Consider the following 25,126-nt stretch of genomic DNA (forward strand, 5'->3'; position numbering starts at 1 on the left):
TAAAAGAGTTGCAACGTCAGATTACCAACCCGCCCACAAGCGCACATTACGCTTTAATTCCTGTTTGCCGTTTCCTTCTTCGATGTCCCGCCTGTTCCCGTCAGCGGGTTTTGTATGATGTTCTTGAGGAGATGCGCGAGCAGTTCCCCCCATTTCCTCTCATCCTGCAGCGTGGTGATGAGATCATTGCGGATCTCGATCATCACCGATGGCAGACCAGCGGCAGAGGCATGCCGCTCGAGTGTGTAATATACCCGGTCCGCCGGCGAATATGGTTCATTGATACCCACCTCGAACTCGCCCGAAGACTGAAGGCCCGAAATCAACGGCGCGGCAACCCTGTCGTCATCGTCATGAATAATCCCGATGTGCCACGGCCGCTCGACCCCGCGATAAACCGGCGTATAGGAATGGACCGCCACATAGACAGGTTCGTCATAGCCCCCGCTCGCCCGCTCTTGCGCCAGCTTTTCAATGGCCGCGTGGTAAGGCATGTGCGACAGAGCGATACGCTGTTGCCGGGCGGCTCCGTCCAGATCGAGATTGGCAGGTATCGTCGTCGTTTCGCTCAGTGAAGGAATGAGGTCGGGCGCATCCAAAGCCCGGTTGCAGTCGATTACGAGACGCGAGACGCAGGATTCGACCAGCGGCGCATCCAGGGCTTGACTCATGACTTTGCTGACGCCGAGCGCACCGGGGTCCCATGCGATATGTCTTTGAAGGTCCTGCGGCTGCAGGCCGAGCATCCCGAAATCTTCCGGTACATGGTTCGAAGCATGATCGCAGAGAATGACGAACGGGCCTCTCCCGTCGGGGTTGGAGACCCGAACAGGTATCCACTCTTGTTGCGTCCCCTGAGGGATCGACCGGCCCATAGCTGCCCCTTCCGGCAAACTGTACCTTACAGTACATTTTATGTTTTTATTTCCACTCTCGTATGATTTGATACACAACAGACAAAATTGTCAAATCCGAAATCAAGTTTGCTGTGTTCGGGTCGTGACGGGGGTGGGGAAAACAATGATGAAAGCCAGCATTTCCGAGTTGATCGCCGAGAAAATCGGGGCAATGCCGGCATCGGAGCGCAAAGCCGCGCAGACCCTCATCGCCAATTATCCATTGATAGGCCTGCGAACCGTAGCCGAGTTTTCGACTCAGGCCGGCGTGAGTTCACCGACGATCTTGCGGTTTGTTGCCCGCCTTGGCTTCCAGAGCTATCCGGAATTCCAGAATGCACTGCAGGAGGAACTTGCAGCTCAGGTTCAATCGCCGTGGAACCGCGCAACGGCCATCCAGCCGCCGAAAGCAGGTGCCGCATTCCCGCTCATGGAGGCCGCGATCGAAAACATTCGTGAGACTTTCCAGCACCTTTCGGCGCAGCAACTTGACGATGTCACAGATGCTATCAGCTACAATCGCGCCCGCGTCTATCTTCTCGGCGGCCGCTTCACCGATCCAATTGCCCGGTACATGGCTGCACACCTCAAGATTACCCGGCCGGGTGTGACCCACCTTGCGGGGCAAGAAAGCCATTGGCGCGATCAGTTGATAGACATGGGAAAGAAGGATGTACTCGTCATCTTCGACATCCGCCGGTATCAGGACAGCCTTGCGAGATTTGCGGAAAAAGCCCAGGCGCGCGGCGTCGACATTGTTCTGATTACCGACCAATGGCTCTCGCCCATCGCCCGCTTTGCCCGTCATGTCATTGCCGGGCGCACAGCGGTGCCCTCGCCGTGGGACTCGTCCGCCACGCTTTTTCTCGTCGCCGAAACCCTGATCGCAGAAGTGACCCGCAAGCTCGAAAAAAGCAGCGCGAACCGCATCCGCGACATGGAACAGTTGCGGGATAAATGAATCTTACAAAAACCAAATGATACGTATATTTCGTTTTAATTGAGGATTTACCTATGAAGCGATTTTCAACAGTGGAACTCCTGCGTGACCTGAAAACGGTCACGATGGCCGCGGACAGAACGCCCGTGACCATTACCCAGCACCGTAAACCGCGTTACGTACTCATGACCTATGATGATTACCAGCAGATTACACGGCACAACGACGATCGACGCCGTGTGTTCGGTCCAGGAGAAACTCCGCCGGAATTGGCGGCGATGATACTTCCCGAACTCGACAAGCTGATCGAGCAGGGAAACAAGGGCGATGAATAATCTGCCAGCGAATGGATCAGGGTTATCTATCCATATCTTTGGAAATGGCCGGAACTACATGGGGAAACCGAGGGACGAAAATCACGCCCGGATTGCCTTCTGATCGCGATTGCACGTGCCAACAGCTCATCTGATCTTTCTTGCCATATCAGCTACCCCACCGATGGCTGATCAGACCACGATTCTTATTCCCGCACTTGAGCGGCGTCGCGCCGGGTTGAAAAACTGGAAGGGCGCTTGCATCACCGTGTCGTAGTATAATTATGATCTCGCGGGCAGTTCCTACTATTATGAACCCAATGCGGAAATCCTCGGACAATTCAGCCCATCGTTCCTGGCGAAGGTGGCCGCAGCCATGCGGCCCTTCATCGCCGACCCGGCAGCGCGAATAGAACGGGCTTAGATGCGCGTGTTTTCCTGTACGTGACGGTCATTTCCCGTTGCCGCCAACGCTCATTGATATACAAATGCTGTTCCGGCTTCCACGCCTTGCGGGTTCGTCCTGCGCCGAATGAAACAGCGAAATAAGGACCAAAATCATGCAGCAAGCTGACATCGGGTTGATCGGCCTTGGGGTCATGGGCGCAAATCTTGCGCTCAACATTGCCGAAAACGGCTATCGCGTCGCGGTTTTCAACAGGACGGCAGCCAAGACCCGTGAGTTCTACGAAGAGGCCGGCAGCCTGAAAGAGCAGATCATTCCTTGCGAAACGCTGGAAGAGCTCGCCAAGAACATTCGCGCGCCTCGCCCGATCATTCTGATGGTCAAGGCTGGCGAAGCCGTCGATGAGCAGGTGGCCGCGTTGAAACCGTTTCTTGCCAGGGAAGACATCATCATCGACGCCGGCAATGCCAATTTCCACGATACGGTCCGCCGCCTTGCGGAACTCGGGCCGAACGATCCGACATTCGTCGGCATGGGTGTTTCAGGCGGCGAAGAAGGCGCGCGGCATGGTCCCTCGATCATGGTCGGCGGCACGCCGGAATCTTATGCGCGCATCGAACCGGTGCTGACCGCGATATCTGCGAAATATCAAGGCCAATCTTGTTCCGCGCTGCTCGGCCCTGATGGGGCCGGCCATTTCGTCAAGACCATTCACAATGGCATCGAATATGCCGACATGCAGATGATTGCCGAGGTCTATGGCGTATTGCGCGACGGTCTCGGTCTCGAACCTGCGGCAATCGGCAAGATTTTCGAAAAATGGAATGCCGGCCCGTTGAATTCCTACCTCGTAGAGATCACTGCCAAGGTGCTGCTGGCCGTCGACAGGAAGACAGGCAAGCCTGCCGTCGACGTCATACTCGACAGCGCAGGGCAGAAGGGCACCGGGCGCTGGGCTGCGATCGAGGCGCAGATGCTCGGCATACCGGCGACGGGGATCGAAGCGGCCGTCGCAGCGCGCTCGATCTCATCTCTGGTCAGCCAGCGCGGCGAGGCCTCGAAAGCCTATTCAGGTCTGGAAACAGCCAAGCTGTCCGACGACAGCACAGCATTCGTAGACGCGCTTGAGCAGGGACTGCTCGCGGGCAAGATTGCAGCTTATGCACAGGGGTTCGACGTCATGGCCGGCGCGTCGAAAGAACATGGCTGGAATGTGCCTCTGGCAACGACAGCCCGCATCTGGCGCGCCGGATGCATCATACGTTCGCAGTTCCTCGATCAGATCGCAGACGCCTTCGAAGGCAGCGAAGGCAAGAACCTGCTGCTTGCGCCCGCTTTCGTCGAACGGATGAAATCAACCTCGCAATCGTTGCGCAAGGTGGTTGCTGAAGCCGCGCTCGCTGGACTGCCTGTTCCCGCGCTCGCCGCCGCCCTGAGCTATTTTGACAGCTTCCGTCAGGCACGTGGCACGGCTAACCTGATCCAGGCGCAACGCGATTTCTTCGGCGCCCATGGCTTCAAGCGCATTGGCGAGGAAGGCGACTTTCACGGCCCATGGTCGGAGCCGGCCTGATCTTCAGGATTGTCTACGTGGCGGCGACACTCCATCAAGCGGCAGCCACATTCAAGCCGAGCCAAGGCAACCCCAAATAGTCAAGCGGCCGGAGGCGCCGCACTGGAAGAAGCTCGACATGCCGATCAATAGCTATAAACTTCGTTCTCATCCCGCTGAAATGCCGGGGAACCCATTGCTCTTCGTGTTCCATGGAACCGGCGGCGACGAGAACCAGTTCTTCGATTTCGGGCGGCAGTTGCTGCCCGAAGCCGGGATAGTTTCCCCCCGCGGCGATGTCTTTGAACATGGCGCTGCCCGTTTCTTCCGCCGGACGCAGGAAGGCGTCTACGATATGGAGGATCTGGCCAGGCGTACGAGCGCCATGGCAGATTTCATCCGCGCCCATAAGGACAAGGCGAAGCCTTCCAGGACTATCGGCCTCGGCTATTCCAATGGCGCGAATATCCTCGCCTCAATCATGCTGTCGCATCCTGAGCTTTTCGACGAGTCAGTGCTCATGCATCCGCTGGTTCCCTGGACGCCTGCGCCGCAACTTGGCCTTGCCGGCAGGCGCGCTCTGATCACCGCAGGCCGGTTGGACACGATCTGTCCACCCGTCCTCACGCAGACCTTCGCGGATTATCTGGTCGAGCAGGGTGTCGAGACAGACCTCGTCTGGCATTCCGGCGGTCACGAAATACAGCAAAGCGAAGTCGCCGCTATCGAACGGTTCGTTCGCGCCAAGGCATAGAATGCGCGGTTATCTCCCCCTGTGGGGGAGAGATATTCGGCGCCGGTTTAATTCTACCGGGAAAACCGCAGCGATACGGGCAACACCCTCATGGCGTGCGAAGCGCGGCGGCCCTTCGGCGTGAGCAGTCCGTGCGCACCGTCAAGATGGCCGGGCTTCAACTCGAGCGCCAGAAAACGCCGGCGCTCTACCGGGCCAGGCATTGCAAGTCCTGTTGTCTTCTTGCCGCTGAAGCCGAAGCGTTCGTAATATTCCGGATCACCCACCAGAATGACGGCGCCATGGCCGAGCCGTCCCGCTTCTGCGGTCGCGTGCTGCATGAGCGCGGCGCCGATGCCCTGCCCCTTGAGAGCGGGATCGACAGCCAGCGGGCCGAGCAGCAGCGCCCGCACCGGCTTGCCCGCTGCATCATGTCCGGCCTGGATGTCCCAAAGCCGCACCGTGCCACGTACTGAGCCGTTTGCGTCCCGCGCGACGAAGGCCAGGCCTTCGGAGGGCAACCGCCCGCGACGCAGCTTTTCGGAAGACTTGCGGCGACGGGTTGTGCCCATGGCGCGGTCGAGCAGAGCCTCGCGGGCCCGCTCGTCGTAAGCGGTTTCGTTGACGATCGAACAGGCCGGCGATCCGTCCGGATGCAGGTTTTGTTCTATGAAATCTACTGCGCTCATTGTCTTGACCAATCAATCATGGGGTCGTCACATCTCCAGACGAGAGACCATTCGAGAATTCAGCCTGATGAGGAAGCTGGTGCGGTTTTCGAGAACCGGAGCGCAGTGGACTTTTGGGTCCATGAGCACCGGAAGCGGAGAAAATCACATCAGATGCCCATCAGGGTGAAGTTATCAAAGGTCTCTCAAATCACGTATGATCGGAGCGGCTCGAACCCATTGAACGCGACTGCCGAGTAGGTGGTGGTGTAGGCACCTGTTCCCTCGATCAGCACCTCGTCGCCAATGGTCAGCGATATCGGCAGCGGATAAGGGTTCTTCTCGTACATCACGTCGGCGCTGTCGCAGGTCGGGCCCGCAAGGACGCACGGCTCGGCAAGATCGCCATCGCGCGGCGTGGTTATCTGGTAGCGGATCGCCTCGTCCATCGTCTCGGCGAGACCGCCGAACTTGCCAATGTCGAGATAGACCCACCGCACATTGTCGTTGGCGGCCTTCTTGGAGACGAGTACGACCTCAGCCTTGATGACGCCGGCATTGCCCACCATGCCGCGCCCCGGCTCGATGATGGTCTCAGGCAGACGATTGCCGAAATGCTTGCTCAATGCCTGGAAGATGGCTTGGCCATAGGCCTGCGCCGTCGGCACGTCCTTCAGGTAACGCGTCGGGAAACCGCCGCCCATATTGACCATCTTCAGCGTGATGCCTTCCTGCACGAGCGTGTCGAAAACCTGCTTGGCATCACCGAGAGCACGATCCCACGCGGCGAGATCCGTCTGCTGCGAACCCACATGGAACGACACGCCGTAGCTGTCGAGCCCAAGGTTCTGCGCAGCGCGAAGCACGTCGACAGCCATCGCAGGAACACAGCCGAACTTGCGCGAAAGCGGCCATTCAGCGCCTGCACCATCCGTGAGGACGCGGCAGAACACACGCGAACCCGGAGCCGCGCGGGCAACCTTCTCGACTTCCTCGACGCAATCGACGGCGAACAGGCGAATGCCAAGCTCGAAGGCGCGCGCAATGTCGCGTTCCTTCTTGATCGTGTTGCCATAGGAAATGCGGTCAGCCGTCGCGCCGGCATCGAGCGCCATCTCGACTTCGGCAACCGAGGCCGTGTCGAAATTGGAGCCGAGCGAGGCAAGCAGGCGCAGGATCTCCGGCGCAGGATTGGCTTTCACCGCGTAAAATATTCTCGATTCCGGCAGGGCCATCTCGAAATTATGATAATTCTCCCGCACCACCTCGAGATCAAGCACCATGCAGGGGCCGTTGGGGCGTCGGGTATTGATGAAGTCGAGAATGCGCTGCGTAGCCATCTTGGGTCTCCAACTCATAGCGGCACTTGCGGCCGCCTTGATGCAAGTCACGGTCACGGGTTGCGCCCGATGAACCGCTGTGGACAAAGTGCATGAATCCATCCCCCGCGAAGCCAGCCTTTGGAGATGCTGAAAACACGGACAAGTTCATGCGGCGATGGAACAACGCTAAGTCAGCGTCACTCCGCTTTGTCTGCCTTGGCTTGGATGTCCCCATCCGCACTACCGGCAATGAAGGTGTGCCTCTTCAGTAATTCCGGCTTATGGACAGCCGAAAGACACTAGAAAGGCCCGCACCGTCGTTGCTTCAGATGTCCTCAGCTTGGCGGTAGGCCGACAAACTGACTGGAGGGGTTAGTTCCAGGTACCATACCGTTTCCTCACCATAATGAAGATCGGCGGACACCCATGGGCACGTGCGACTTTGGGCAAGGGGCATATAAGAGGAAAGATGTGTCCAATCAATGAAAATAATGGGGCAGCGCAAAATATTTTATTCATTGAACAACCGGACCTTGATGCCCTAGAATCATTGAACGATGAAGACGATTCCGCCCTTGAATGCCTTGCTTGACCTGCCAGTTCCCGGCATATCGCCGGGTGACGGCCCGCTGACAGGCGAAACCCTGGCGGTCAAAGACATATTTGACGTCGCAGGAATGCCGACAGGCTGTGGCAATCCGCAGAAATATGGCGAATCACCACCAGCGACCACGACTGCGCCTGCGGTGCAGAATCTGATTGACGCCGGAGCGCGCTTCGTCGGCAAGACCCAGACCGACGAGCTCGCCTTCTCGATGATGGGGCAGAACACGCATTTCCCTCATCCGGTCAATCCGCGAGCGCCGGACCGCGTGACGGGCGGCTCCTCTTCGGGCTCCGTGGCGGCGGTTGCGGGCGGCCTCGCTTCGATAGGTGTGGGATCCGACACGGGCGGGTCGATCCGCGCTCCTGCGAGCTTCTGCGGCGTCGTAGGACTTCGCACCACGCACGGACGCATTTCACTCGCCGGCACCATGCCGCTCGCGCATTCCCTCGATACGTTTGGCTGGTTCGCCAGGGACATCACTCTCTATGAGAAGGTTGGAGGCGTTCTCCTCGGCCCGGACAGGCAGGATTTCAAGCTCAACCGCCCGCTTTTCATCCCGCTTCTTGAACATCTGCTTCTCGGGGAAGCGGAGGATACCGAGTATCGCCGGATGTACGCCATCCTTGCCGCTCACCTCGGCCATGCCCGTTCGGCCCGCCAGGCGACGGCGTCCATGGATGATCTCTATCTCTGTCTGCGGCAGATCCAGGGTTTTGAGGCGTGGGCGGCACATGGAGAGTGGATCTCGCAGAAAGAGCGAAACCTTGGTCCCGCCGTCAGGGAGCGTTTCGAATATGGTTCGACCATCGATGACGATACGTATCGCTTGCAAACCAGGCGGCGCGATCTGTTCCGCAACGAATTTACCGACCTCCTCAGGGATGATGGTATTCTGGTCCTGCCGACAGTCCCGGGAGCAGCTCCGCTGGTCGACACATCCTTTGACGACAGCCAGGCCTACCGCGAGCGTTGTGTCCGGCTCTTCTGTCTTTCCGGGCTTTCCGGTTTTCCGCAGATCACACTGCCGCTGGGCAAGGTGCATGGCGCCCCCTTCGGAATATCGTTGATCGGCCCCGAAGGCAGCGACCGTGCGCTGATCAGGCTCGGCAAGACCATTCTTCAAGCGGCTGATGCGACCTGATGGACACGCTCACCCGCATGCGGGCTTTCATCGACGTCGTGGAAGCTGAGGGTTTCTCAGCGGCGGCGCGCAAGATCGGCCGGTCCAAGGCGCTCCTGTCCAAATATGTTCGCGAACTGGAAGATGAGCTTGGCGCTCTGCTCCTAAACCGTACCACGAGGCAATTCTCACTGACGGAGGCGGGCCACACATACTACCAGCGGGCCAGTGAAATCCTGCGCGATGTGGAAAGCCTGCAGGAGACGGTGCGGGACTCGAGCAGCGACATCAGGGGCCGCATCAAGATTTCTGCATCGCGGTCCTTTGCCGATGCCGATATCGGCCAGTGCCTTATCGATTTTTGCGCAGAACAGCCCGACATCATTCTCGATGTCCGGCTCGACGACCGTTTTGTCGACCTCGTTGAAGAGGGGTTCGATCTCGCCATACGCATCACCCGCATGCAGGACTCGTCCCTCATTGCCAAACGCATCGCCCCTTTTCGCGTCATCGCCTGCGCCACGCCGGAGCTGATCCAGCGCGTCGGGAAGCCGGGGCGGCCCGAGCAACTGGTCTCCCTGCCTTGCATCGTCGACACCAACAATCGCTCCCGGAATACCTGGCAATTTCACAAGGACGGCGAGCCTCCGGTCTCGGTGCAATTATCCGGTCCGCTCGAGATCAACAGTCCGCTGGCGACGCGCCGTGCGGCGCTCGCCGGGTTGGGTTTTGCTCTCCTGCCCGATTTTATCGCGCGGCCGGATATTGAAAGCGGCAGGCTTGTTGCTGTGCTCGAAGACTTTATCATGCACGACGCCGGTATTTATGCAGTCTATCCCCACCGTCGTTACCTGCCGGCAAAGGTGAGGGTGCTTGTCGATTTCCTCACGAAGTGGTTCAAGGACAATCGCCGCGCGTGAGCACATTCATACTGTAATATTATATCGTCCCAATTTTGCCAATTTCGCATCGTCCTGTGCGCCAACCAAAAGGTTAAAATTCATGCAGCAACGACGAGCGGTTTTTATCGGCGTAATGACGATCGGACTGACGTTTGCCACGCCGGCTTACGTGCATCCGCATGTCTTTGCCGAGGCGCGGCTGGATATTACCCTCAAGCCTGATGGCACCGTCGAGAAGCTCGGGCACGTCTGGCGGTTCGACGATCTCTTCTCAAGCACTGTTCTCGTTGAATTCGACAAGAATGCCGATCTGAAACTGGGCGAGAAGGAGTTGGCTGATCTGGCAAGCACCATCAAGGATTCGGTTGCGGAGTTCGATTACTTCCAGACGGTCCAACTGGATGGCAAGCCCATCGTCATGGCAGCGCCGGACCATCTGATCGCCGATTTTCAGAACAATCAATTGCTGATCATCTTCGAGAGCAAGCCGAAACAGCCGCTAAAACTCGGCAGGATGACGAGCTTCGGTGTCTATGATCCGACATTCTACACCGCCATCGATTATGTGAACGATACGGATATCCACGTGACGGGCTTGCCCGGCGGTTGCGCGCAGAAGGTTGTGCGTCCCGACCCGGACCAGGCGATTGCCCAGAACCAGGGCACGCTTACGGATGCGTTCTTCAACGATCCGACCGGCACCAACATGTCCAAGATATTTGCCACGCGCCTCGAAATCGAATGCCCGGCCAAAAGTTAGGACGAAGACGCTATGCGAAAAAGAACTCTGTTCGGCGCACTGGCTTTGGCTCTGTGTCTTGGCGGTCATGCGCTGGCGCAGAAAACATCGCTTGGCATTGGCATGAACGAAGTTGCCATGCAGCCCAGTGGCCCCTTCGCGGAGATCATTCTCTGGATCAACATGCAGCAGCGCAGTTTCTATCTCGCCATGACGCATGCGCTCAAGGGCATGCGCGAAGACCCGTGGCAGGCATCGATACTTGTCGGACTGTCATTCCTTTATGGCATACTTCACGCAGTCGGTCCCGGCCACGGCAAGGCGGTCATTTCGTCCTACATGCTGGCCAATGAAACGACGCTGAAGCGCGGCATCGTTCTCTCCTTCGCCTCGTCCATGCTGCAGGCCCTGACCGCGATCTTCGTCATCGGCCTTACCTTCCTCGTCCTGCGGGGCACGACAGTTTCCATGGACGACGCCACCCATTACATGGAAATGGCGAGTTTCGTGCTGATCATCGCTTTTGGCCTATCACTCCTCTGGCGCAAGGTACCGGTGCTTTTCGCTCCGCGTGTCGCTCATCTCGTTCCTGAGAAAGCCGTGGCCGGACACGATCATCGACACGATCATCACCGCCACGCACATGATCATCACGATCATGGCCATTCGCATGGGGCTCAACGGCATGATCACCATGACCATGGGCATCATCATGATCATGCGGCAGGCGAGGTCTGCGAAACCTGCGGCCATTCCCATGCACCGGATCCCGCGATGATCGCCGGAGACTTCAACTGGAAAACCGCATGGTCGGCAATTATCGCCGTAGGTCTGCGCCCCTGCTCGGGCGCGCTGATCGTCCTGACTTTCTCGCTGTTGAATGGCCTTGTCATCGGCGGCATCCTCTCGGTCTTCGCCATGGCGCTCGGCACGTTCATTACCGTTGCCATCTTGGCAACGCTCGCTGTGACTGCCAAGAATGTTGCGCTGCGCGTGTCCGGCGCTTCGGCCGTTTCAGGCCGCGTTCAAAACATTATAGAGATCGGCGGTGCGCTGTTTATCGTGCTGTTCGGCGTGCTGCTGCTTGCCGCCTCGCTGCAGTAATACACAGTCTTTATCGTCAGTCGTTCTCATGCTGGTTTCTGGCACGTAGCCAGAAAACCAGGAAAAAACCCGCGACGAAGAGCACGGCGAATATCCCTGCGGCCAGCGTCGAGCGTTCGCCGAGCGCCAGCATCAGCGTCGGCATCCAATAGGCCGCCAAACCGAAGCCAATCATGATACAGGCGGCTGCGATGGCTGCATTTCTGGTTTTTGGATCGGTCACGCTCTGACTGCCCTTGTTCGATGCATCTCGGTGCGTTGTAACCGCGTGAGGGTTTTATGCAAGTGCGGGGTAGTTTTAAAGGCAAACCGTTGTGGGTGGTTCGACAGGCTCACCATGAGGGAGGTAGAGCATTGCAACAAATGAGCCAACGTTGCAGCATTTCACTCCCTGCAATTAACCCCACTTCCCTCATGGTGAGCCTGTCGAACCACGCACAGCAGTCGCTCCAGCCAATTAGGCGCTGACGACCTGCAACTCCTCCAGCCTCTTGATTTGCTTCCCATCGGCATCGAAATTGTCCGGCGAGAGCCAGGCTTGGTAAGCGGTTTTCAGCGCCGGCCATTCACCGTCGATGACCGAATACCATGCGGTGTCGCGGTTCAGGCCCTTCTGCACCATGTGCTGGCGGAATATGCCTTCGAATTTGAAGCCGAAGCGTTCCGCCGCTCGCATGGAGGGTTCGTTGGCGTTGTTGCACTTCCACTCGTATCTCCGGTAGCCGAGGCCATCGAAAGCATATTGCATGAACAGGAATTGGGCTTCCGTTGCCGCGGGCCTGCGCGAAATCAGCGGGCCCCAATAAACATGCCCGATTTCGATCACACCGAAGGCGGGATCGATGCGCATGAGCGCCTGCCGCCCCGCAACCTTGCCGCTCGCCTTGTCGATAACGGCGAAGAACATGGGATCGCTGCTCGCTTCGAGCTTTTTCACCCAGGCGGCAAATTCCTGGCGATCTTGCGCCGGGTTTTCGAACAGGAACCTGAACCGGTCGCCCGCATCGGGAACGCTCGAGGCTTCGTAAAGCCCGTCGGTGTGCATCGCTGAGCTGATCGGCTCCAGGCGAACATAGCGGCCTTCCAGCGGCTCGCGGGCCGGAAGTGGACGGGGAGTCCAGTCTTTCAGGTCGGTCATGGTGGAATTTGCTCGCTCAAGTTGAGATTAATTGACTTGTTATGCCACTGCACGCACAAAGCAGAAATTGAAAATTGTATGTGAGACAAGAAAATGCTGCGGACTACTGCCGGTTTCGACCGTATCGGCGAGGAAAATGCCTTTGCTGTCCTCGCCCGAGCTACTGCTCTCGCCGCCGAAGGCAGGGACATCATCAATCTTGGTATCGGCCAGCCGGATTTCAAAACTCCTGCTCACATCGTCGAAGCCGCGATCAAGGCGCTGAAGGACGGCCATCACGGCTATACGCCGGCCAACGGTCTTCTGGCCACGCGCGAAGCGGTCGCACGCCGTACGCTGACGACTACGGGTGTCGAGGTATCGCCAGAAAACATCATGATCGTCCCCGGCGGGAAGGTGACGATGTTTGCGGCGATCCTGATTTTTGGCGAGCCAGGCGCTGAAATCCTCTATCCCGACCCCGGTTTCCCCATCTATCGGTCGATGATCGAGTTTACGGGTGCCATGCCGGTTCCTGTTCCCATCCGCGAAGAGAACGGGTTTGCCTTTTCGGCCGAAGAAACCCTTGCCCTCATCACGCCTCGCACCCGGCTCCTGATCCTCAATTCACCGGCCAATCCGACCGGCGGCGTCACGCCCCGCTCTGAAATCGAAAAGCTGGTGAATGGCCTTGTAGCGTATCCGCATGTGGCGATCATGTCCGACGAGATTTACGACGTGATGACATATGATGGAGAGGAACATTGCTCGCTTCTCTCCTTCCCGCAGATTCGCGACCGCTTGATCGTCCTCAATGGCTGGTCGAAGACCTGGGCGATGACCGGCTGGCGAATGGGCTGGTCGATCTGGCCAAATTCGAAGGAGAGCGGCCAGCTATACGACAAGGTGCGCAAGCTCGCTGTCAACTGCTGGTCCTGCGTCAACGCCCCGAGCCAGTTTGCCGGCATCGCGGCCATCGACGGGCCGCAGGACGATGTCGAGAAGATGTGCAAGGCCTTCGATAATCGCCGCAAGATCGTCGTTGATGGTCTGGGCAGCCTCCCCGGCATCAGTTGCACCACGCCGAAGGGAGCTTTCTATGCCTTTCCCAATGTCAGGGAAACGGGCTGGCCCGCAAAGCAACTCGCCGCCGCGCTACTCGACGAAGCAGGTGTTGCGCTGATCGGCGGGCCGGATTTCGGCATTCTCGGCGAAGGGTACATCCGGTTGTCCTACGCCAACTCGGAAGAAAACATTCTCCGCGCCATAGAGCGCATCGAGAAGTTCCTGACGAAATAGCCAGTCAGATGGAGACCTGTCGAGAATTCATCCTGATGAGGTAGCTGGTGCGGTTTCGAAGGACCGGAACGCCGTGAACTTTTGGGTCCATGAGCACCGGAAGCGAAGAAAATCGCATCAGATGCCCATCAGGTTGAAGTTATCGATAGGTATCAGGCGGGCGATGCGACCTTCACATCTGCCACGGTCGCTTCGATATGATCGATCAGGCTGTCGGGCAGTTTCAGCCGTCCAGCGAGCAGATCGAGATAGCCGCGTTCGGCCCTTGTCTTCGGATCTATGGCGAGGCGCGATGCCGTATAGAGTTCGACCTTTTGCGCGTCGGTGATGGCGGCAGCGATCAGCGCATCGAGATCGACCGGCGAATTCAGCTCGCTTGCGAGGAATTCCCGCGTGTCGCTGTTGATACCGGAGAGCGACAGTTTCTCGATGATGCGTTCGCGCTCGGCATCGTCGATATGCCCGTCGGCGCGCGCGGCGGCGATCATGGCGCGAACGAGCACCAACGCAAACTCATGTTCACCCTGTGGCGCGGTTTCAGGACGGAAGCTTGAATCCTCCGGCGGCGGAGCCAGCTCGGCCGGCGAGGACTGCGTCACCTCGGCGGGAGCCTTGCCAGACTGGTAGTTCTGATAGGCCTTGTAGGCCAGCCCTGCAACGGCGGCCAGACCGCCAAGCTTCAGTGCGCCGCCTGCCACTTCGCGCCCGGTCCCGGTGCCAAGGAGGATCGCAGCCAGTGCGCCGGCAGCAAGGGGATTGTCCTTCGCCATCTGCGTTGCCTTGCCTGCCGTGTCGCGTACAGAGGTTCCGACGCCGGGAACGTTGCTTCCCAGGAAATCATCGAGAATTTTCTTCGGATCGAGCATGCGTGTCTCCTCTGCTGCATGAATTGGCCCCGCTTAGTTAGGACCCGGTTCATGGCATTGCAATGACAGCGCGGCGATTGTCGCAAGTTTCGGCTAATCGCGCCTTGAGAATTCAGCCTGGCGAGGCAGCTGTTGTGGGTTCGAGAACCGGAGCGCAGCGAACATGATGTACGTGAACACCGGAAGCGCAGAAAGCCGCATCGGATGTCCGTCAGGGTGGATTCTTTAGGACCCGATGTGCTGCTTGAGGCCCCTCTCCCTGGCAAGCCTCACCTGCTTCTGCCGTTCGGCAAAACGGGCGCGATCCTCGTCTGTGCGCTCGTGATAGCAATTCGGGCATGAAACGCCCTCCTCGAACAGCGGCGAAAGCTTGTCCTGCGGCGCGATCGGATTGCGGCAGGCATGGCAAAGCTCCGCCTCGCCTTCCACAAGCCCATGCCCCACGGAGACCCTTTCGTCGAAGACGAAACATTCGCCTTCCCAGCGGCTTTCCTCGGCCGGAACGTCCTCCAGATATTTGAGAATGCCGCCCTTGAGATGAAACACGTCTTCGAAGCCAAGCCCCTTTACATAGGCTGTTGCCTTTTCGCAGCGAATGCCGCCAGTGCAGAACATCGCGATCTTCTTGCCTGCAAGATCATCGCGGTGCTTCTCCACCCACTGAGGGAATTCCCGGAAAGTCTTGGTCTGTGGATCGACGGCGCCTTGAAACGTTCCAATCGCCGTCTCGTAATCATTGCGCGTGTCGATGACGATGGTTTCCGGATCGGAGATCAGCCTGTTCCATTCATTTGCAGGCACATAAGTGCCGACGCTTTGCAACGGATCGATATCGTCGACGCCCATCGTGACGATTTCCTTCTTCAGCCGCACCTTCATGCGCTTGAAAGGCATCTCGCTTGCAGATGAATATTTCAACTCCATCCCGGTAAGGGCAGGCTCTGCCTCGAGGAAATCGACCAGCTTGCCGATCGCTGCCGCAGTTCCGGCGATCGTGCCGTTAATGCCCTCCGACGCCAGCAGCAGCGTGCCCTTGATCCCTTGGTTGCAGCACAATTTCGCCAAGGGCTCCTGCAGCGACCGGTAGTGATCCAGCCGGGCAAAGCGATAGAGTGCTGCCACCGTAAAAGGCGTATCTGAACTATGATCTGTCATGATCGCATCCAACTACTGCGCCAGCATCGCAATTTCAAGGGCTTTACCGGGAAGACAATGATCTGCATGCTCCGGGCAGGATTGAAATGCAGCTTCAAGGTAGACAAATCGGCCAAGCGCCACTAAATCGATTGAAGTTGATGGAGCGGAGAATTCGAGATGACCCAGAAGACCGATTTGCTATTGCCTGTCCTCAGGGGCCAGCCCGTGATCCCGGTCATTCTCATACAGAATTTGGCGGACGCAGTTCCACTCGCTCGGGCGCTTGCCAAGGGCGGCCTGCCGGCAATCGAGATCACGCTGCGCACAGCTGCCGCGCTCGACGCCATCCGCGCGGTTGCCAATGAAGTGCCGGAAGCCATCGTCGGCGCCGGAACCATTCTCAATGCCCGCCAGTATGACGAGGCTGTCAGCGCAGGTTCGCGCTTCATCGTCAGCCCCGGTGCGACACCCCAGCTCATCGAGGCCGCGCATGATAGCAAAGTACCGTTGCTTCCGGGTGCCATCACGCCGGGCGAGATCATGGCCCTGCGCGAGCAAGGCTATACGATGCTGAAGTTTTTCCCCGCCGAGCAGGCAGGCGGCGCGGCTTTCCTGAAATCGCTTTCTTCGCCGCTGGCAGGCACGCTCTTCTGCCCCACCGGCGGCGTCAGCCTCGCCAATGCCAAGTCTTATCTCAACCTGCCGAATGTCGTCTGCGTGGGCGGGTCCTGGGTTGCCCCGGAAGATCTGGTCAAGGCAGGCAAGTGGGACGAGATCACCAGGCTTGCACAAGATGCCGTGAACCTGGCTGGGTAGGAAACCAGCGCCTACGCGGTTGCCTTGCTACCGAATACATCACCGGGTATATTACCGGGTATAACGGATAGTGAGATTCCATGAACCCTTCCCAAAAGCGTGCCATCAAGAATTATCGTGACCGGTTGAGTGAACGGGGCCTTTCGCGCTTCGAAGTGCTGGGCCGGGATGCCGACCGCGACCTCATTCGATCCTTGGCCCGGAAATTGGCTGACGAGGGTCCTGATGCCGTTCGAATTCGAGCGGCCTTGAGCGAAACTGCCGCTGACGATCTGCCCAAGCGAGGAAATATTCTGGCGGCTCTACGCCGTTCGCCGCTTGTCGACGCGGAACTGGATCTGGTTCGGATAAAGGAAGCCGGTCGAAAGCTGGATCTGTGGCGCGCTATCTATTGGACACGAATATCATCAGCAATGCTACGAGGCCAGTTCCGTCGGAGTCATTCATGGTCTGGATGGCCGATCAGCTCGATGAGAACTTGTTTATATCCTCTTTGACAATCGCCGAGCTTCAGCGCGGGATACTTGAAAAACCAGCCGGCCGAAAGCGTGATGAACTTGAAGCCTGGTTCCACGGATTAGATGGGCCCTCCGCCCTTTTTGCTGGAAGAGTTCTTCCTTTCGACGAGACAGCGGCATTGGCTTGGGCACAGCTGATGGCAGACGGGACACGCAAAGGGAAACCCCGCAGTGCTCTGGATACAATCATCGCAGCGACTGCCTTAGTCCATAATTGTATTGTCGCTACCGACAACGAAAAAGATTTCGACGATGTAGCTATCATCAACCCGCTTTAACGCGGGTCGATACCATCTTGGCTTAAGACCCGTGCGTCGGATTGAACTTTGCGATCTGCAGGAACGTCACTGCCTTGCCGGTGAACTTGTTGGCGTTGGCGACTGGCAGGCTCTGCTGGAAACCAGCCGTGTAGACTGTGGTCGGTGCGGTGCGCATTTCTGCGTTGCGCAGGACTGCCGGCGTCACGGCTGGTGCGGTCTGCGCGACCTGCTCGGTCGAAAGCGCGCGATCGGGCACGTCCGAGGAGACCTGGATCGCCTTCGGAGCCTGGTCCTGCGCCGCCTGTTTGCGCGGCTTGGAGCCTTTGGCCGTCGTAATCACGCCACTGTTGAGCGCTGCAACAGGATCACCCGTAGCCTGGGCATCAAGCATGGTCCGGCGCAGTGAAGGCTGCTTTTCGATTGATGCGACCTGCGTGTTCTGCTGCGCAGCGGGTTTGACACGCCCGCCGGTCGTCGCCGGCAATGTCGGCATATCCGGTGTGGGCTGCGGGTCGGACAGGGCAGTTTCGTTCTCTCCGTCCGCCTGCTTGATAATGGCCCGCAGATCATCATCCGGAACAGGAATGACCTCTTCTTCGGCAGCGGCAGCCGCCGTGGAAGCCGTTATTGCTTCTGCAATCGGACGTTGGTCCGGCACCAGGGACGCAACCATCATGTCGTTGCGCTTTGGCTTGTCGAATGGAACAGGCACCAGCGCATTGACCATTTCCGGCGAGGGCGTGTCGGTGCCCGCGTCACTCGGATTGGCAGCGATCATTTCGCGGATCGCACTGGCGCTGTCGGTCGGACGCGGCGTCGGCAAGGCAGCTATCAGAGTCGACTTGTCCTCGGCCAGCGCATTGAGCGTCGATGCATCAGCCGGCGCCGGCGTCGGCGAATAGTCCGGACGGCGCAGCGGCACGGGGACGGCGAAGGCCAAGGCCTGGTTGTCCTCCGGTGAAGCTTCAAGTGGCGCATCGGGGCGCGGCGCTGTCAAAGGCGCAGGCGCATCCCGCACCGGCAGTTCGGGCGCGATCGGCTGCTGGGGTTGAGGCTGGGCACGCGTTGCGACAGCAGGAGCGGCATTCTCCCCGCCGTCCGCGTCCTCGGCTATGGCGGCCGGCCTGGACGATAGCGTCTTCGAAGGCTTCGAAGCGGAAGCAACGGCAACCGCGCTTTCGCCGGTATCCTCTTCCTCGTCGGCGCCTCCGCCAAAAATCATGCCAAATAGCGTCTTGCCGCGGCCGGTCCTCGAAGAAGAGCTTGCCACCTGGATCGAACCGCCACCACGCTTGCGGGATTCATAGGCGGCGACTGCCTGGTCGTAGCCAGGTAACGGCTTGCCGTCCGATGGAATGTGCATCGTCTTGCCGTCGGGGAACACGGCCAGCAGTTCCCTGCGGCTCATGCGCGGCCAGTGACGGACATTGCCGACGTCCGTGTGAATGAACGGAGAACCGGAGGTCGGATAATAGCCGACGCCGCCGACCTGGTATTTCATCGCCGTAACGCGAAGTGTGGAAAGCTTCACGCCCGGCAGATACCAGTCCATGGCTTTCCCCAGCATATGCTGGCTTGTTTTCGCCACGCCGCGCGAACGGGAGCGAAGCATCGAATTCGTGGTCGGGGAGCGATAGGCGGATACGACGTTGATATAGTCCCTGCCGCCGACGTTCTGATAAATCTGCCAAACCAGGTCGAAGAGACGGGGATCCATCTTCGTTGGCTCGTTGCGGCGCCAGTCACGCAGGAACTTGTTCAGCTTGTTCAGGCCATCCTGCTGGTAACGGCCATTTTTCTTGAATGTGATCTCGGCACGTTCTTTAGTGTGGATGAAATAGAGCTTGAGAGTTCTCGTTTCGGCGGAAGCCTGCGCGGACGCGAACAACATCGGCGCGAAGACCATGAGGAACAAAAACCAGCTGGCACGCAACATGGAGCGAGCCGCAGGTCTGTTGTTCTTTGCATGAATCATATTTGACAAACTCGTCCCCAACCTTGACCGTTTTTCCAGCCCCCGAATAGCTGGAGTATCCGATTTAATGGTTAATGGTCGCTTTACTGACGAACAATTACGTTGAGAGCATGGCGAAAACGCATTTCGAATCCAGTGTTTTGTGCCATGGTCAACGGGTTGTTAACAGCAGGATTAAGGCTTTTTATCAAATGAATCCACCCCTCAAAAGTCTAAAAGTCACTGCATAGTTCAATAAGCAAGACGGAACTGGAACAATTGCCAACCGACTCTTAAGGTTTAGCTCCCCTGTTTGCTGCCTGTGATTCGCCTCTCGAACCTTGATATTGTGGTGCTGAAATGAGTTTTGAAATCGTTAGATACGCCCTTGCTACTGTTGCCAGGATTGCGCCCAAAACCGGCGGCGCGACCGCCCTGAAGGGCGAGCAGGTAGCGCTTGGCCTGTTGCCGGAATGGAATCTCGGAGACCTTTATCCGTCGGTTGAAAGCAGTGAGCTCAAGGCAGATGTAAAGTTGGCCGAAGAACTTGCCGTCAAATTCGAGCAGCGCTGGAAGGGAAATCTGGCTGCTGAAGCCGGCAGGCCGAAGGGCGGCAGCTTCGCGGAGTCCATCCGGGAATTCGAGGCGCTCGAGGAACTGATGGGGAGGATCGTATCCTTCGCCGGTCTTGTCTACGCCGGCGATACGTCAGATCCCAAGCGCGCCAAGTTTTACGGCGATATCCAGCAAAAGATTACCGATGCCAGCACCCGTCTGATCTTCTACGGCCTTGAGCTCAACCGGATCGATGATGCTGTCATCGAACAGGCGATGGCTGAAAACCCGGCAATCGCTCATTACCGTCCGTGGCTCGTCGATCTGCGCAAGGACAGGCCTTATCAGCTTGATGACAGGATAGAACAGCTTTTCCATGAAAAGTCGCTCACGGGACGCGGCGCCTGGAACCGTCTGTTCGATGAGACCGTGACGGCGCTGCGCTTTGAAGTAAATGGCGAAGAACTGCCGCTTGAGCCGACGCTCAATCTGCTGCAGGACGCGGATCCGTCTTTGCGCAAGGCAGGTTTCGAGGCTTTGGCCAAGACCTTCAAGGAAAACCTGCGCGTTTTCACGCTCATCACCAATACGCTGGCGAAGGACAAGGAAATCTCCGATCGCTGGCGCGGCTTCGAGGATATAGCGGATAGCCGACACTTGGCCAATCGCGTGGAGCGCGAGGTGGTCGATGCGCTTTCCGAAGCTGTGCAGGCGGCCTATCCGCGCCTCTCGCATCGTTATTATGCGCTCAAGGCGAAATGGCTCGGCCTTGATTATCTGAACAATTGGGACCGCAACGCGCCGCTTCCGGAAACACCGCAGGCGATCATCCCATGGCCGGACGCGCGGGAAACCGTCCTTGCAGCCTATGATGGTTTTGCGCCGGAGATGGCGGATATCGCCCGCCAGTTCTTCGACAAGAACTGGATCGATGCACCGACGCGTCCGGGCAAATCGCCAGGCGCGTTCGCTCATCCGACGGTACCCTCGGCCCATCCTTACGTGCTTCTCAACTACATGGGCAAACCGCGGGATGTGATGACGCTGGCGCACGAACTCGGTCACGGTGTCCATCAGGTTCTTGCCGGCGCGCAAGGCGCTCTCATGGCGTCGACGCCGCTCACCCTTGCCGAAACTGCCTCGGTGTTCGGCGAAATGCTGACATTCCGCTCATTGCTGGAGAAGACTCGCGACCGGCGTGAGCGCAAGGCGATGCTGGCGCAAAAGGCCGAGGACATGATCAATACCGTTGTCAGGCAGATCGCTTTCTACCAATTCGAGCGGCGGGTTCACACCGAGCGCAACAATGGCGAGCTGACCTCCGACCGGATCGGCGAGATCTGGCTGGATGTGCAAAAGGAAAGTCTCGGCCCCGCAGTCCACTTTGGTGCTGGATATGAAACGTTCTGGACATATATTCCCCACTTCATCCACTCGCCCTTCTATGTCTACGCCTACGCCTTCGGCGATTGCCTGGTGAATTCTCTTTATGCGGTTTATCAGAACGCCGAGGCCGGGTTTCAGCAGAAATATTTCGACATGCTCAAGGCCGGCGGCACCAAGCATCATTCCGAATTGCTTGCGCCATTCGGTCTTGATGCGACGGACCCCGCCTTCTGGCAGAAAGGTCTGTCTGTCATCGAAGGCATTATCGATGAGCTGGAGGCGATGGACGCCGCAGAATGACCACCCGTATGCCCGTACACACGCCCTACGATGGGTCGGCGCAACCCTTCACCATAGGGTTGCTTCAACTCGACCTGAAGGACTGGATCGAAATCGACGGCAATCTGCTCGCCTATCTCGCCGAGAAGCAGCGGCTATTCGCCCTCTATGGCGACAAGATTTTCGTCGAGGAGCCGGGCACGGAGGGTGCGCAAAAGGAAGTACTCGATCTTCTCGCCGCCCATTTGATTGAACGCTATCCTGAAACCTATGGCCGCGAAGGCGATCTAATCACTATCGCCGGGTGGGGCGAGCCCGTGCCACTTGGCGCTGCGGACACTCCATTCCTGCATCGCGCCGCCAGCCTCGTCCAGGAAGATCTCGTCCTGATGCGCAAGGATGAACGCCGCGGCTGGCATCTTGCCGCCGCCTCGCTCTCCTTTCCCTCGTCATGGACATTGCTGGAAAAGTTTGGCCGCTCCATGGACGACATCCATGCGCCGGTGCCGGATTTCGGCGCAGGCACCCGCAATGCCGGGCTGATCACCCGCATGTTCGACAATCTGCGGCTGGATCGCCCGGTTCAGCGCATGAACTGGTCGCTGCAGCCCGATGGCGATCTCTATCACCCGCTCGCAAGCCACCAGAAAGGCGCCCGCTACACTGAAGAGGATATTGCCGCGCAGAGTTATGTTCGCGTCGAGCGGCAGACATTGCGCAAATTGCCCGCCTCCGGCGATATTCTTTTCACCATCCGCATATATCTCGATCCGATAAGTGCCTTGAAGAAACACCCTGAGTGCAGCGCCGTGGCGGAAGCTTTTGCGCGCCAGCTCGAAGCGCTAAATCCTGCCCAGCTGCATTATAAAGGTATTATGACCATCCGCGACCGGCTTATCGAGGCGCTAAAACGGCTATGAACGCACTTTGATTAAAAGTAGACCGAAATTTCGCCAGAAAAGCGCAATGGGTTGTTTGCGCTTTGTCAACTCTATGCTCTATGGTTTCTTTGAAGCGGACGTTTAGTCCGTCGCCCTCATTGATGGAGATCAAAATTAGGAGCAACAAAAAAATGGCGAAGGCTAAATGGCCTGTACATGGAGAAATCGCCGGTCCGATCGTGATGATCGGTTTCGGGTCCATCGGACGGGGTACCCTGCCCCTCATCGAACGCCACTTCAAATACGACAAATCCCGTTTCATCGTTGTCGATCCCAGCGACGCCAACAAGAAACTCCTCGATGAACGGGGCATTCGCTTCATCCAGGAAGCGGTCACAAAAGAAAATTACAAGACGCTGCTCAAGCCGCTTTTGACCGAAGGCGGCGGACAAGGCTTCTGCGTCAATCTCTCAGTCGATACGTCGTCGGTCGATATTTTGCGCCTGTGCCGCAAGGTCGGCGCGCTCTACATCGATACGGTGATCGAGCCGTGGCCGGGCTTCTACTACGCCAGCAACCTCGATAATGCCGACCGCACCAATTATGCGCTGCGCCAGACCCTCCTTGCCGAAAAGAAGAAGAATCCCGGCGGGCCCACCGCGGTTTCCTGTTGCGGCGCCAATCCGGGCATGGTCTCCTGGTTCGTCAAGCAGGCCGTTCTCGACCTGGCGCGCGATCTTGGCGTCGAACATACGGAGCCCGCCCGCACGGATCGCGACAGCTGGGCCCGGCTGATGGACAAGGTCGGCGTCAAGGGCATCCATATTGCCGAGCGCGATACGCAGCGCGCCCACGAGCCAAAACCCTTCGGCGCCTTCTGGAATACGTGGTCTGTGGAAGGCTTTATTTCCGAGGGGCTTCAACCCGCCGAACTCGGCTGGGGAACGCACGAAAAGTGGATGCCCAAGAATGCCCGCAAGCAGAAGAAGGGCAACAAGGCGGCGATCTTTCTCGAACAGCCCGGTGCCGACACCCGCATCCGCACCTGGTGCCCGACGGAGGGCGCACAGTTCGGTCTGCTGGTCACGCATAATGAGGCGATCTCGATCGCGGATTTCTTCACCGTGCTCGACAAGAAGGGCAAGGTCGCCTACCGGCCCACGTGCCACTACGCCTACCACCCCGCCAATGTCGCCACGCTTTCGCTCGACGAGATGTTCGGTGCAGCAGGCAAGCCCCAGTCGATCCAGCACGTGCTCGACGAATCGGAGATCGTCGATGGCGCCGATGAGTTGGGCGTGTTGCTCTATGGCCACGGCAAGAATGCCTATTGGTATGGCTCGCAGTTGACCATCGAGGAAGCCCGCAAGCTTGCTCCCTACCAAAACGCGACGGGACTGCAGGTTTCGTCGGCGGTCATGTCTGGCATGGTATGGGCGTTGGAGAATCCCGACGCCGGCATCGTCGAAACCGACGAGATGGATTTCCGCCGGTGCCTTGAGGTTCAAAAACCCTATCTGGGCCCGCTCAAGGGTCACTACACCGACTGGACGCCTCTCGAAAACCGCCCGGGCCTATTCAAGGAGAACCTCGACCTTGATGATCCCTGGCAGTTCCGCAACATCCTGGTGCGGTAAATCGATCAAGTCCCTCCTTCTCATCGTGGGAGGGACTTCAGCCAAGACAGGATATGTTTGGAGGGCTATTCCGCAGGCGTAAGACGTGCGGTACGCCGTTTTTCCAGTTCCGCCTGCAGGAACTTCAACCTGGCACGGCGTGGCAATGATCTTCTATAATCCCACTCACTGTAAGCCCATGATCCAACGCCGACAGTTAGGCATATGACAAAGGAGAAAATGGCGTAGGTCAGCATTACTCCAGTTCCTTTCTCAATATCAATCTGCCCAGATTATGGAGTGCCGAAAATAGCACGAACCAAATGCACGTTGCAAATATCAGCAACAGGCTGCGACCAACGTCGATATTTATCATTATATCCGGGTTGAGGACTATCGCGGCACTCGGACCAAAAAAACCGACAGCGATTGCCGCCGTGGACATACGGTCGGCGGCGGCAGCTTTATACTTGGCCAGTTCGTTGGCATGCGTCTTTTCCCGCTTGATCTCTTCTTTGATACGCTCTTCTGACATTTTCCGCAGTTGCTCGACAAGTTCATCGTCATTGAACTCATCACTCATGCCCTCTCTCCCGCGTAGCTTGACCGTAATCACACGACAAACCACTGATCCTTCGAATTTACAATTAAACTTAGGTCTTGTTTTTGCTTGATTTTCGCGGCATTTAAGAACCATGTTCCATTGGGAGATTGTCTGGATGAAACGCTTTTCGGTTGCCACCGGCACAGCCACACTGGCCCTGATCCTCTCCGGCTGCATGAGCGGCGGTGTCCAGGAGGGCGGACCTGTACAGACGACGCGTCCAACCGACGCCGTGCAGGGCCAATGGTTCGATACGTCGGGAGTTGCTTTCTCCAATTTCAACGCTGGCGTCTTTGAAACGCGTGCGAATGACACCAAGGAGAAGTTGGCCGAGGGGAACTATCGTTTTGCCTCTGCCAATCTGATCGAGATCAACCTGCGCTCGCTCGCGCGCGGCACCCAGTCCAAGGTCAATTGTGCCCTCGTCAACGCCGCTCAGCTCAATTGCACCTCGTCATCCGGTCAGCAATTCTCACTCACACGCCGCTCCCCGCAAGTGGGCTAATCCAAGACTGAACAAAACTGTCTTAAGAAT

24 protein-coding genes and 1 pseudogene are annotated in these 25,126 nt (G+C 58.1%); 16 read left to right on the forward strand and 9 right to left on the reverse strand.

What is annotated here, in order from left to right:
- Positions 1-53 precede the first annotated feature (53 nt).
- Complete coding sequence (locus CU100_RS25125) at positions 54-875, reverse strand: N-formylglutamate amidohydrolase (RefSeq protein WP_106719379.1); 822 nt, start codon at positions 873-875, stop codon at positions 54-56.
- A 148-nt stretch (positions 876-1,023) separates the two neighbouring features.
- Between CU100_RS25125 and CU100_RS25130 the strand changes: the two genes are divergently transcribed.
- From CU100_RS25130 to CU100_RS25150, 4 genes are all read left to right on the forward strand, one after another.
- Positions 1,024-1,857: a MurR/RpiR family transcriptional regulator gene (locus CU100_RS25130; protein ID WP_106719380.1), complete on the forward strand. Its 834-nt coding sequence runs from the start codon at positions 1,024-1,026 to the stop codon at positions 1,855-1,857.
- Between the two features lie 53 nt (positions 1,858-1,910).
- On the forward strand, positions 1,911-2,171 hold the full coding sequence (locus tag CU100_RS25135) for a type II toxin-antitoxin system prevent-host-death family antitoxin (protein ID WP_106719381.1): 261 nt from the start codon (positions 1,911-1,913) through the stop codon (positions 2,169-2,171).
- 539 nt (positions 2,172-2,710) lie between these two features.
- Positions 2,711-4,129, forward strand: a complete 1,419-nt coding sequence (gene gndA, locus CU100_RS25145; protein WP_106719382.1) for an NADP-dependent phosphogluconate dehydrogenase — start codon at positions 2,711-2,713, stop codon at positions 4,127-4,129.
- Positions 4,130-4,247: 118 nt separating this feature from the next.
- On the forward strand, positions 4,248-4,862 hold the full coding sequence (locus CU100_RS25150) for an alpha/beta hydrolase (protein ID WP_106719383.1): 615 nt from the start codon (positions 4,248-4,250) through the stop codon (positions 4,860-4,862).
- 53 nt (positions 4,863-4,915) lie between these two features.
- Here CU100_RS25150 and CU100_RS25155 read toward each other — a convergent pair whose 3' ends face one another.
- Entirely contained in the window at positions 4,916-5,530 is a 615-nt protein-coding gene (locus CU100_RS25155; RefSeq protein ID WP_106719384.1) for a GNAT family N-acetyltransferase, read from the reverse strand.
- 185 nt (positions 5,531-5,715) lie between these two features.
- A complete protein-coding gene (gene odc2, locus CU100_RS25160; RefSeq protein ID WP_106719385.1) occupies positions 5,716-6,849 on the reverse strand; it encodes an ornithine/lysine decarboxylase in 1,134 nt (377 codons plus the stop codon).
- A 539-nt stretch (positions 6,850-7,388) separates the two neighbouring features.
- On the opposite strand from odc2, the gene CU100_RS25165 reads away from it, so the two are divergent.
- The 4 genes from CU100_RS25165 (at position 7,389) to CU100_RS25180 (ending at position 11,303) form a co-directional block, all read left to right on the forward strand.
- On the forward strand, positions 7,389-8,579 hold the full coding sequence (locus CU100_RS25165; protein WP_106719386.1) for an amidase: 1,191 nt from the start codon (positions 7,389-7,391) through the stop codon (positions 8,577-8,579).
- Positions 8,579-9,478: a LysR family transcriptional regulator gene (locus CU100_RS25170; protein WP_106719387.1), complete on the forward strand. Its 900-nt coding sequence runs from the start codon at positions 8,579-8,581 to the stop codon at positions 9,476-9,478. Before CU100_RS25165 ends, CU100_RS25170 begins: the two co-directional genes overlap by 1 nt.
- An 82-nt stretch (positions 9,479-9,560) precedes the next feature.
- Entirely contained in the window at positions 9,561-10,220 is a 660-nt protein-coding gene (locus CU100_RS25175) for a DUF1007 family protein (RefSeq protein WP_106719388.1), read from the forward strand.
- 12 nt (positions 10,221-10,232) lie between these two features.
- Positions 10,233-11,303: a nickel/cobalt transporter gene (locus tag CU100_RS25180; protein ID WP_106719389.1), complete on the forward strand. Its 1,071-nt coding sequence runs from the start codon at positions 10,233-10,235 to the stop codon at positions 11,301-11,303.
- Positions 11,304-11,319: 16 nt separating this feature from the next.
- Here the strand turns inward: CU100_RS25180 and CU100_RS25185 are convergent, their stop codons facing one another.
- Both CU100_RS25185 and CU100_RS25190 read right to left on the reverse strand, forming a co-directional pair.
- The gene (locus CU100_RS25185) at positions 11,320-11,526 is read right to left on the reverse strand and encodes a hypothetical protein (RefSeq protein WP_106719390.1); all 207 of its coding nucleotides are present in this window, start codon (positions 11,524-11,526) and stop codon (positions 11,320-11,322) included.
- A 234-nt stretch (positions 11,527-11,760) separates the two neighbouring features.
- Positions 11,761-12,441 (reverse strand): GNAT family N-acetyltransferase, encoded by a 681-nt coding sequence (locus CU100_RS25190; RefSeq protein ID WP_106719391.1) that lies wholly within the window; start codon positions 12,439-12,441, stop codon positions 11,761-11,763.
- 93 nt (positions 12,442-12,534) lie between these two features.
- Between CU100_RS25190 and CU100_RS25195 the strand changes: the two genes are divergently transcribed.
- The gene (locus CU100_RS25195) at positions 12,535-13,719 is read left to right on the forward strand and encodes a pyridoxal phosphate-dependent aminotransferase (protein WP_106719392.1); all 1,185 of its coding nucleotides are present in this window, start codon (positions 12,535-12,537) and stop codon (positions 13,717-13,719) included.
- Positions 13,720-13,871: 152 nt separating this feature from the next.
- Here CU100_RS25195 and CU100_RS25200 read toward each other — a convergent pair whose 3' ends face one another.
- Both CU100_RS25200 and trhO read right to left on the reverse strand, forming a co-directional pair.
- Positions 13,872-14,585 carry a tellurite resistance TerB family protein gene (locus tag CU100_RS25200; RefSeq protein ID WP_106719393.1) on the reverse strand — a complete coding sequence of 238 codons (714 nt, stop codon included), beginning with the start codon at positions 14,583-14,585 and terminating at the stop codon, positions 13,872-13,874.
- A 225-nt stretch (positions 14,586-14,810) separates the two neighbouring features.
- Positions 14,811-15,740, reverse strand: coding sequence for an oxygen-dependent tRNA uridine(34) hydroxylase TrhO (trhO, locus tag CU100_RS25205; protein WP_106719474.1), 930 nt, complete (start codon positions 15,738-15,740; stop codon positions 14,811-14,813).
- 159 nt (positions 15,741-15,899) lie between these two features.
- Between trhO and CU100_RS25210 the strand changes: the two genes are divergently transcribed.
- From CU100_RS25210 to CU100_RS25220, 3 genes and pseudogenes are all read left to right on the forward strand, one after another.
- Positions 15,900-16,538, forward strand: a complete 639-nt coding sequence (locus CU100_RS25210) for a 2-dehydro-3-deoxy-phosphogluconate aldolase (RefSeq protein ID WP_106719394.1) — start codon at positions 15,900-15,902, stop codon at positions 16,536-16,538.
- An 80-nt stretch (positions 16,539-16,618) separates the two neighbouring features.
- Positions 16,619-16,915 (forward strand): annotated as a pseudogene (locus CU100_RS27400) (hypothetical protein); the annotation flags it as partial.
- Positions 16,915-17,334 (forward strand): type II toxin-antitoxin system VapC family toxin, encoded by a 420-nt coding sequence (locus CU100_RS25220; RefSeq protein ID WP_106719395.1) that lies wholly within the window; start codon positions 16,915-16,917, stop codon positions 17,332-17,334. The pseudogene CU100_RS27400 and the gene CU100_RS25220, both read left to right, overlap by 1 nt.
- 22 nt (positions 17,335-17,356) lie before the next feature.
- Here the strand turns inward: CU100_RS25220 and CU100_RS25225 are convergent, their stop codons facing one another.
- Positions 17,357-19,207, reverse strand: a complete 1,851-nt coding sequence (locus tag CU100_RS25225; protein WP_407070380.1) for a DUF882 domain-containing protein — start codon at positions 19,205-19,207, stop codon at positions 17,357-17,359.
- 423 nt (positions 19,208-19,630) lie between these two features.
- Here CU100_RS25225 and CU100_RS25230 point away from each other — a divergent pair, with 423 nt between their 5' ends.
- The 3 genes from CU100_RS25230 to CU100_RS25240 all read left to right on the forward strand — a co-directional run bounded on the left by CU100_RS25230 (position 19,631) and on the right by CU100_RS25240 (position 24,008).
- Positions 19,631-21,511: a M3 family oligoendopeptidase gene (locus tag CU100_RS25230; RefSeq protein WP_106719397.1), complete on the forward strand. Its 1,881-nt coding sequence runs from the start codon at positions 19,631-19,633 to the stop codon at positions 21,509-21,511.
- Positions 21,508-22,410: a heme-dependent oxidative N-demethylase family protein gene (locus CU100_RS25235; protein ID WP_106719398.1), complete on the forward strand. Its 903-nt coding sequence runs from the start codon at positions 21,508-21,510 to the stop codon at positions 22,408-22,410. Before CU100_RS25230 ends, CU100_RS25235 begins: the two co-directional genes overlap by 4 nt.
- 152 nt (positions 22,411-22,562) lie before the next feature.
- Positions 22,563-24,008: a homospermidine synthase gene (locus tag CU100_RS25240; RefSeq protein WP_106719399.1), complete on the forward strand. Its 1,446-nt coding sequence runs from the start codon at positions 22,563-22,565 to the stop codon at positions 24,006-24,008.
- Positions 24,009-24,243: 235 nt separating this feature from the next.
- Here CU100_RS25240 and CU100_RS25245 read toward each other — a convergent pair whose 3' ends face one another.
- Positions 24,244-24,570 (reverse strand): hypothetical protein, encoded by a 327-nt coding sequence (locus tag CU100_RS25245; protein WP_106719400.1) that lies wholly within the window; start codon positions 24,568-24,570, stop codon positions 24,244-24,246.
- A 136-nt stretch (positions 24,571-24,706) separates the two neighbouring features.
- Between CU100_RS25245 and CU100_RS25250 the strand changes: the two genes are divergently transcribed.
- Positions 24,707-25,096 carry a hypothetical protein gene (locus CU100_RS25250; RefSeq protein ID WP_106719401.1) on the forward strand — a complete coding sequence of 130 codons (390 nt, stop codon included), beginning with the start codon at positions 24,707-24,709 and terminating at the stop codon, positions 25,094-25,096.
- The last annotated feature ends 30 nt before the right edge of the window (positions 25,097-25,126 follow it).

The organism is Phyllobacterium endophyticum (genome assembly GCF_003010935.1).
In the GTDB taxonomy this organism is placed as follows: domain Bacteria; phylum Pseudomonadota; class Alphaproteobacteria; order Rhizobiales; family Rhizobiaceae; genus Phyllobacterium; species Phyllobacterium endophyticum.

What these genes read in the sequence shown, in the direction of transcription:
- CU100_RS25200 (WP_106719393.1), bottom strand. Translation starts at nt 14,585, where the DNA reads ATGCTCGATCCGAAGAAAATTCTCGATGATTTCCTGGGAAGCAACGTT.
- CU100_RS25235 (WP_106719398.1), top strand. Translation starts at nt 21,508, where the DNA reads ATGACCACCCGTATGCCCGTACACACGCCCTACGATGGGTCGGCGCAA.
- trhO (WP_106719474.1), bottom strand. Translation starts at nt 15,740, where the DNA reads ATGACAGATCATAGTTCAGATACGCCTTTTACGGTGGCAGCACTCTAT.
- CU100_RS25135 (WP_106719381.1), top strand. Translation starts at nt 1,911, where the DNA reads ATGAAGCGATTTTCAACAGTGGAACTCCTGCGTGACCTGAAAACGGTC.
- CU100_RS25155 (WP_106719384.1), bottom strand. Translation starts at nt 5,530, where the DNA reads ATGAGCGCAGTAGATTTCATAGAACAAAACCTGCATCCGGACGGATCG.
- CU100_RS25165 (WP_106719386.1), top strand. Translation starts at nt 7,389, where the DNA reads ATGAAGACGATTCCGCCCTTGAATGCCTTGCTTGACCTGCCAGTTCCC.
- gndA (WP_106719382.1), top strand. Translation starts at nt 2,711, where the DNA reads ATGCAGCAAGCTGACATCGGGTTGATCGGCCTTGGGGTCATGGGCGCA.
- CU100_RS25180 (WP_106719389.1), top strand. Translation starts at nt 10,233, where the DNA reads ATGCGAAAAAGAACTCTGTTCGGCGCACTGGCTTTGGCTCTGTGTCTT.
- CU100_RS25250 (WP_106719401.1), top strand. Translation starts at nt 24,707, where the DNA reads ATGAAACGCTTTTCGGTTGCCACCGGCACAGCCACACTGGCCCTGATC.
- CU100_RS25150 (WP_106719383.1), top strand. Translation starts at nt 4,248, where the DNA reads ATGCCGATCAATAGCTATAAACTTCGTTCTCATCCCGCTGAAATGCCG.
- odc2 (WP_106719385.1), bottom strand. Translation starts at nt 6,849, where the DNA reads ATGGCTACGCAGCGCATTCTCGACTTCATCAATACCCGACGCCCCAAC.
- CU100_RS25245 (WP_106719400.1), bottom strand. Translation starts at nt 24,570, where the DNA reads ATGAGTGATGAGTTCAATGACGATGAACTTGTCGAGCAACTGCGGAAA.
- CU100_RS25125 (WP_106719379.1), bottom strand. Translation starts at nt 875, where the DNA reads ATGGGCCGGTCGATCCCTCAGGGGACGCAACAAGAGTGGATACCTGTT.
- CU100_RS25175 (WP_106719388.1), top strand. Translation starts at nt 9,561, where the DNA reads ATGCAGCAACGACGAGCGGTTTTTATCGGCGTAATGACGATCGGACTG.
- CU100_RS25170 (WP_106719387.1), top strand. Translation starts at nt 8,579, where the DNA reads ATGGACACGCTCACCCGCATGCGGGCTTTCATCGACGTCGTGGAAGCT.
- CU100_RS25240 (WP_106719399.1), top strand. Translation starts at nt 22,563, where the DNA reads ATGGCGAAGGCTAAATGGCCTGTACATGGAGAAATCGCCGGTCCGATC.
- CU100_RS25190 (WP_106719391.1), bottom strand. Translation starts at nt 12,441, where the DNA reads ATGACCGACCTGAAAGACTGGACTCCCCGTCCACTTCCGGCCCGCGAG.
- CU100_RS25130 (WP_106719380.1), top strand. Translation starts at nt 1,024, where the DNA reads ATGAAAGCCAGCATTTCCGAGTTGATCGCCGAGAAAATCGGGGCAATG.
- CU100_RS25195 (WP_106719392.1), top strand. Translation starts at nt 12,535, where the DNA reads ATGCTGCGGACTACTGCCGGTTTCGACCGTATCGGCGAGGAAAATGCC.
- CU100_RS25210 (WP_106719394.1), top strand. Translation starts at nt 15,900, where the DNA reads ATGACCCAGAAGACCGATTTGCTATTGCCTGTCCTCAGGGGCCAGCCC.
- CU100_RS25230 (WP_106719397.1), top strand. Translation starts at nt 19,631, where the DNA reads ATGAGTTTTGAAATCGTTAGATACGCCCTTGCTACTGTTGCCAGGATT.
- CU100_RS25225 (WP_407070380.1), bottom strand. Translation starts at nt 19,207, where the DNA reads ATGTTGTTCGCGTCCGCGCAGGCTTCCGCCGAAACGAGAACTCTCAAG.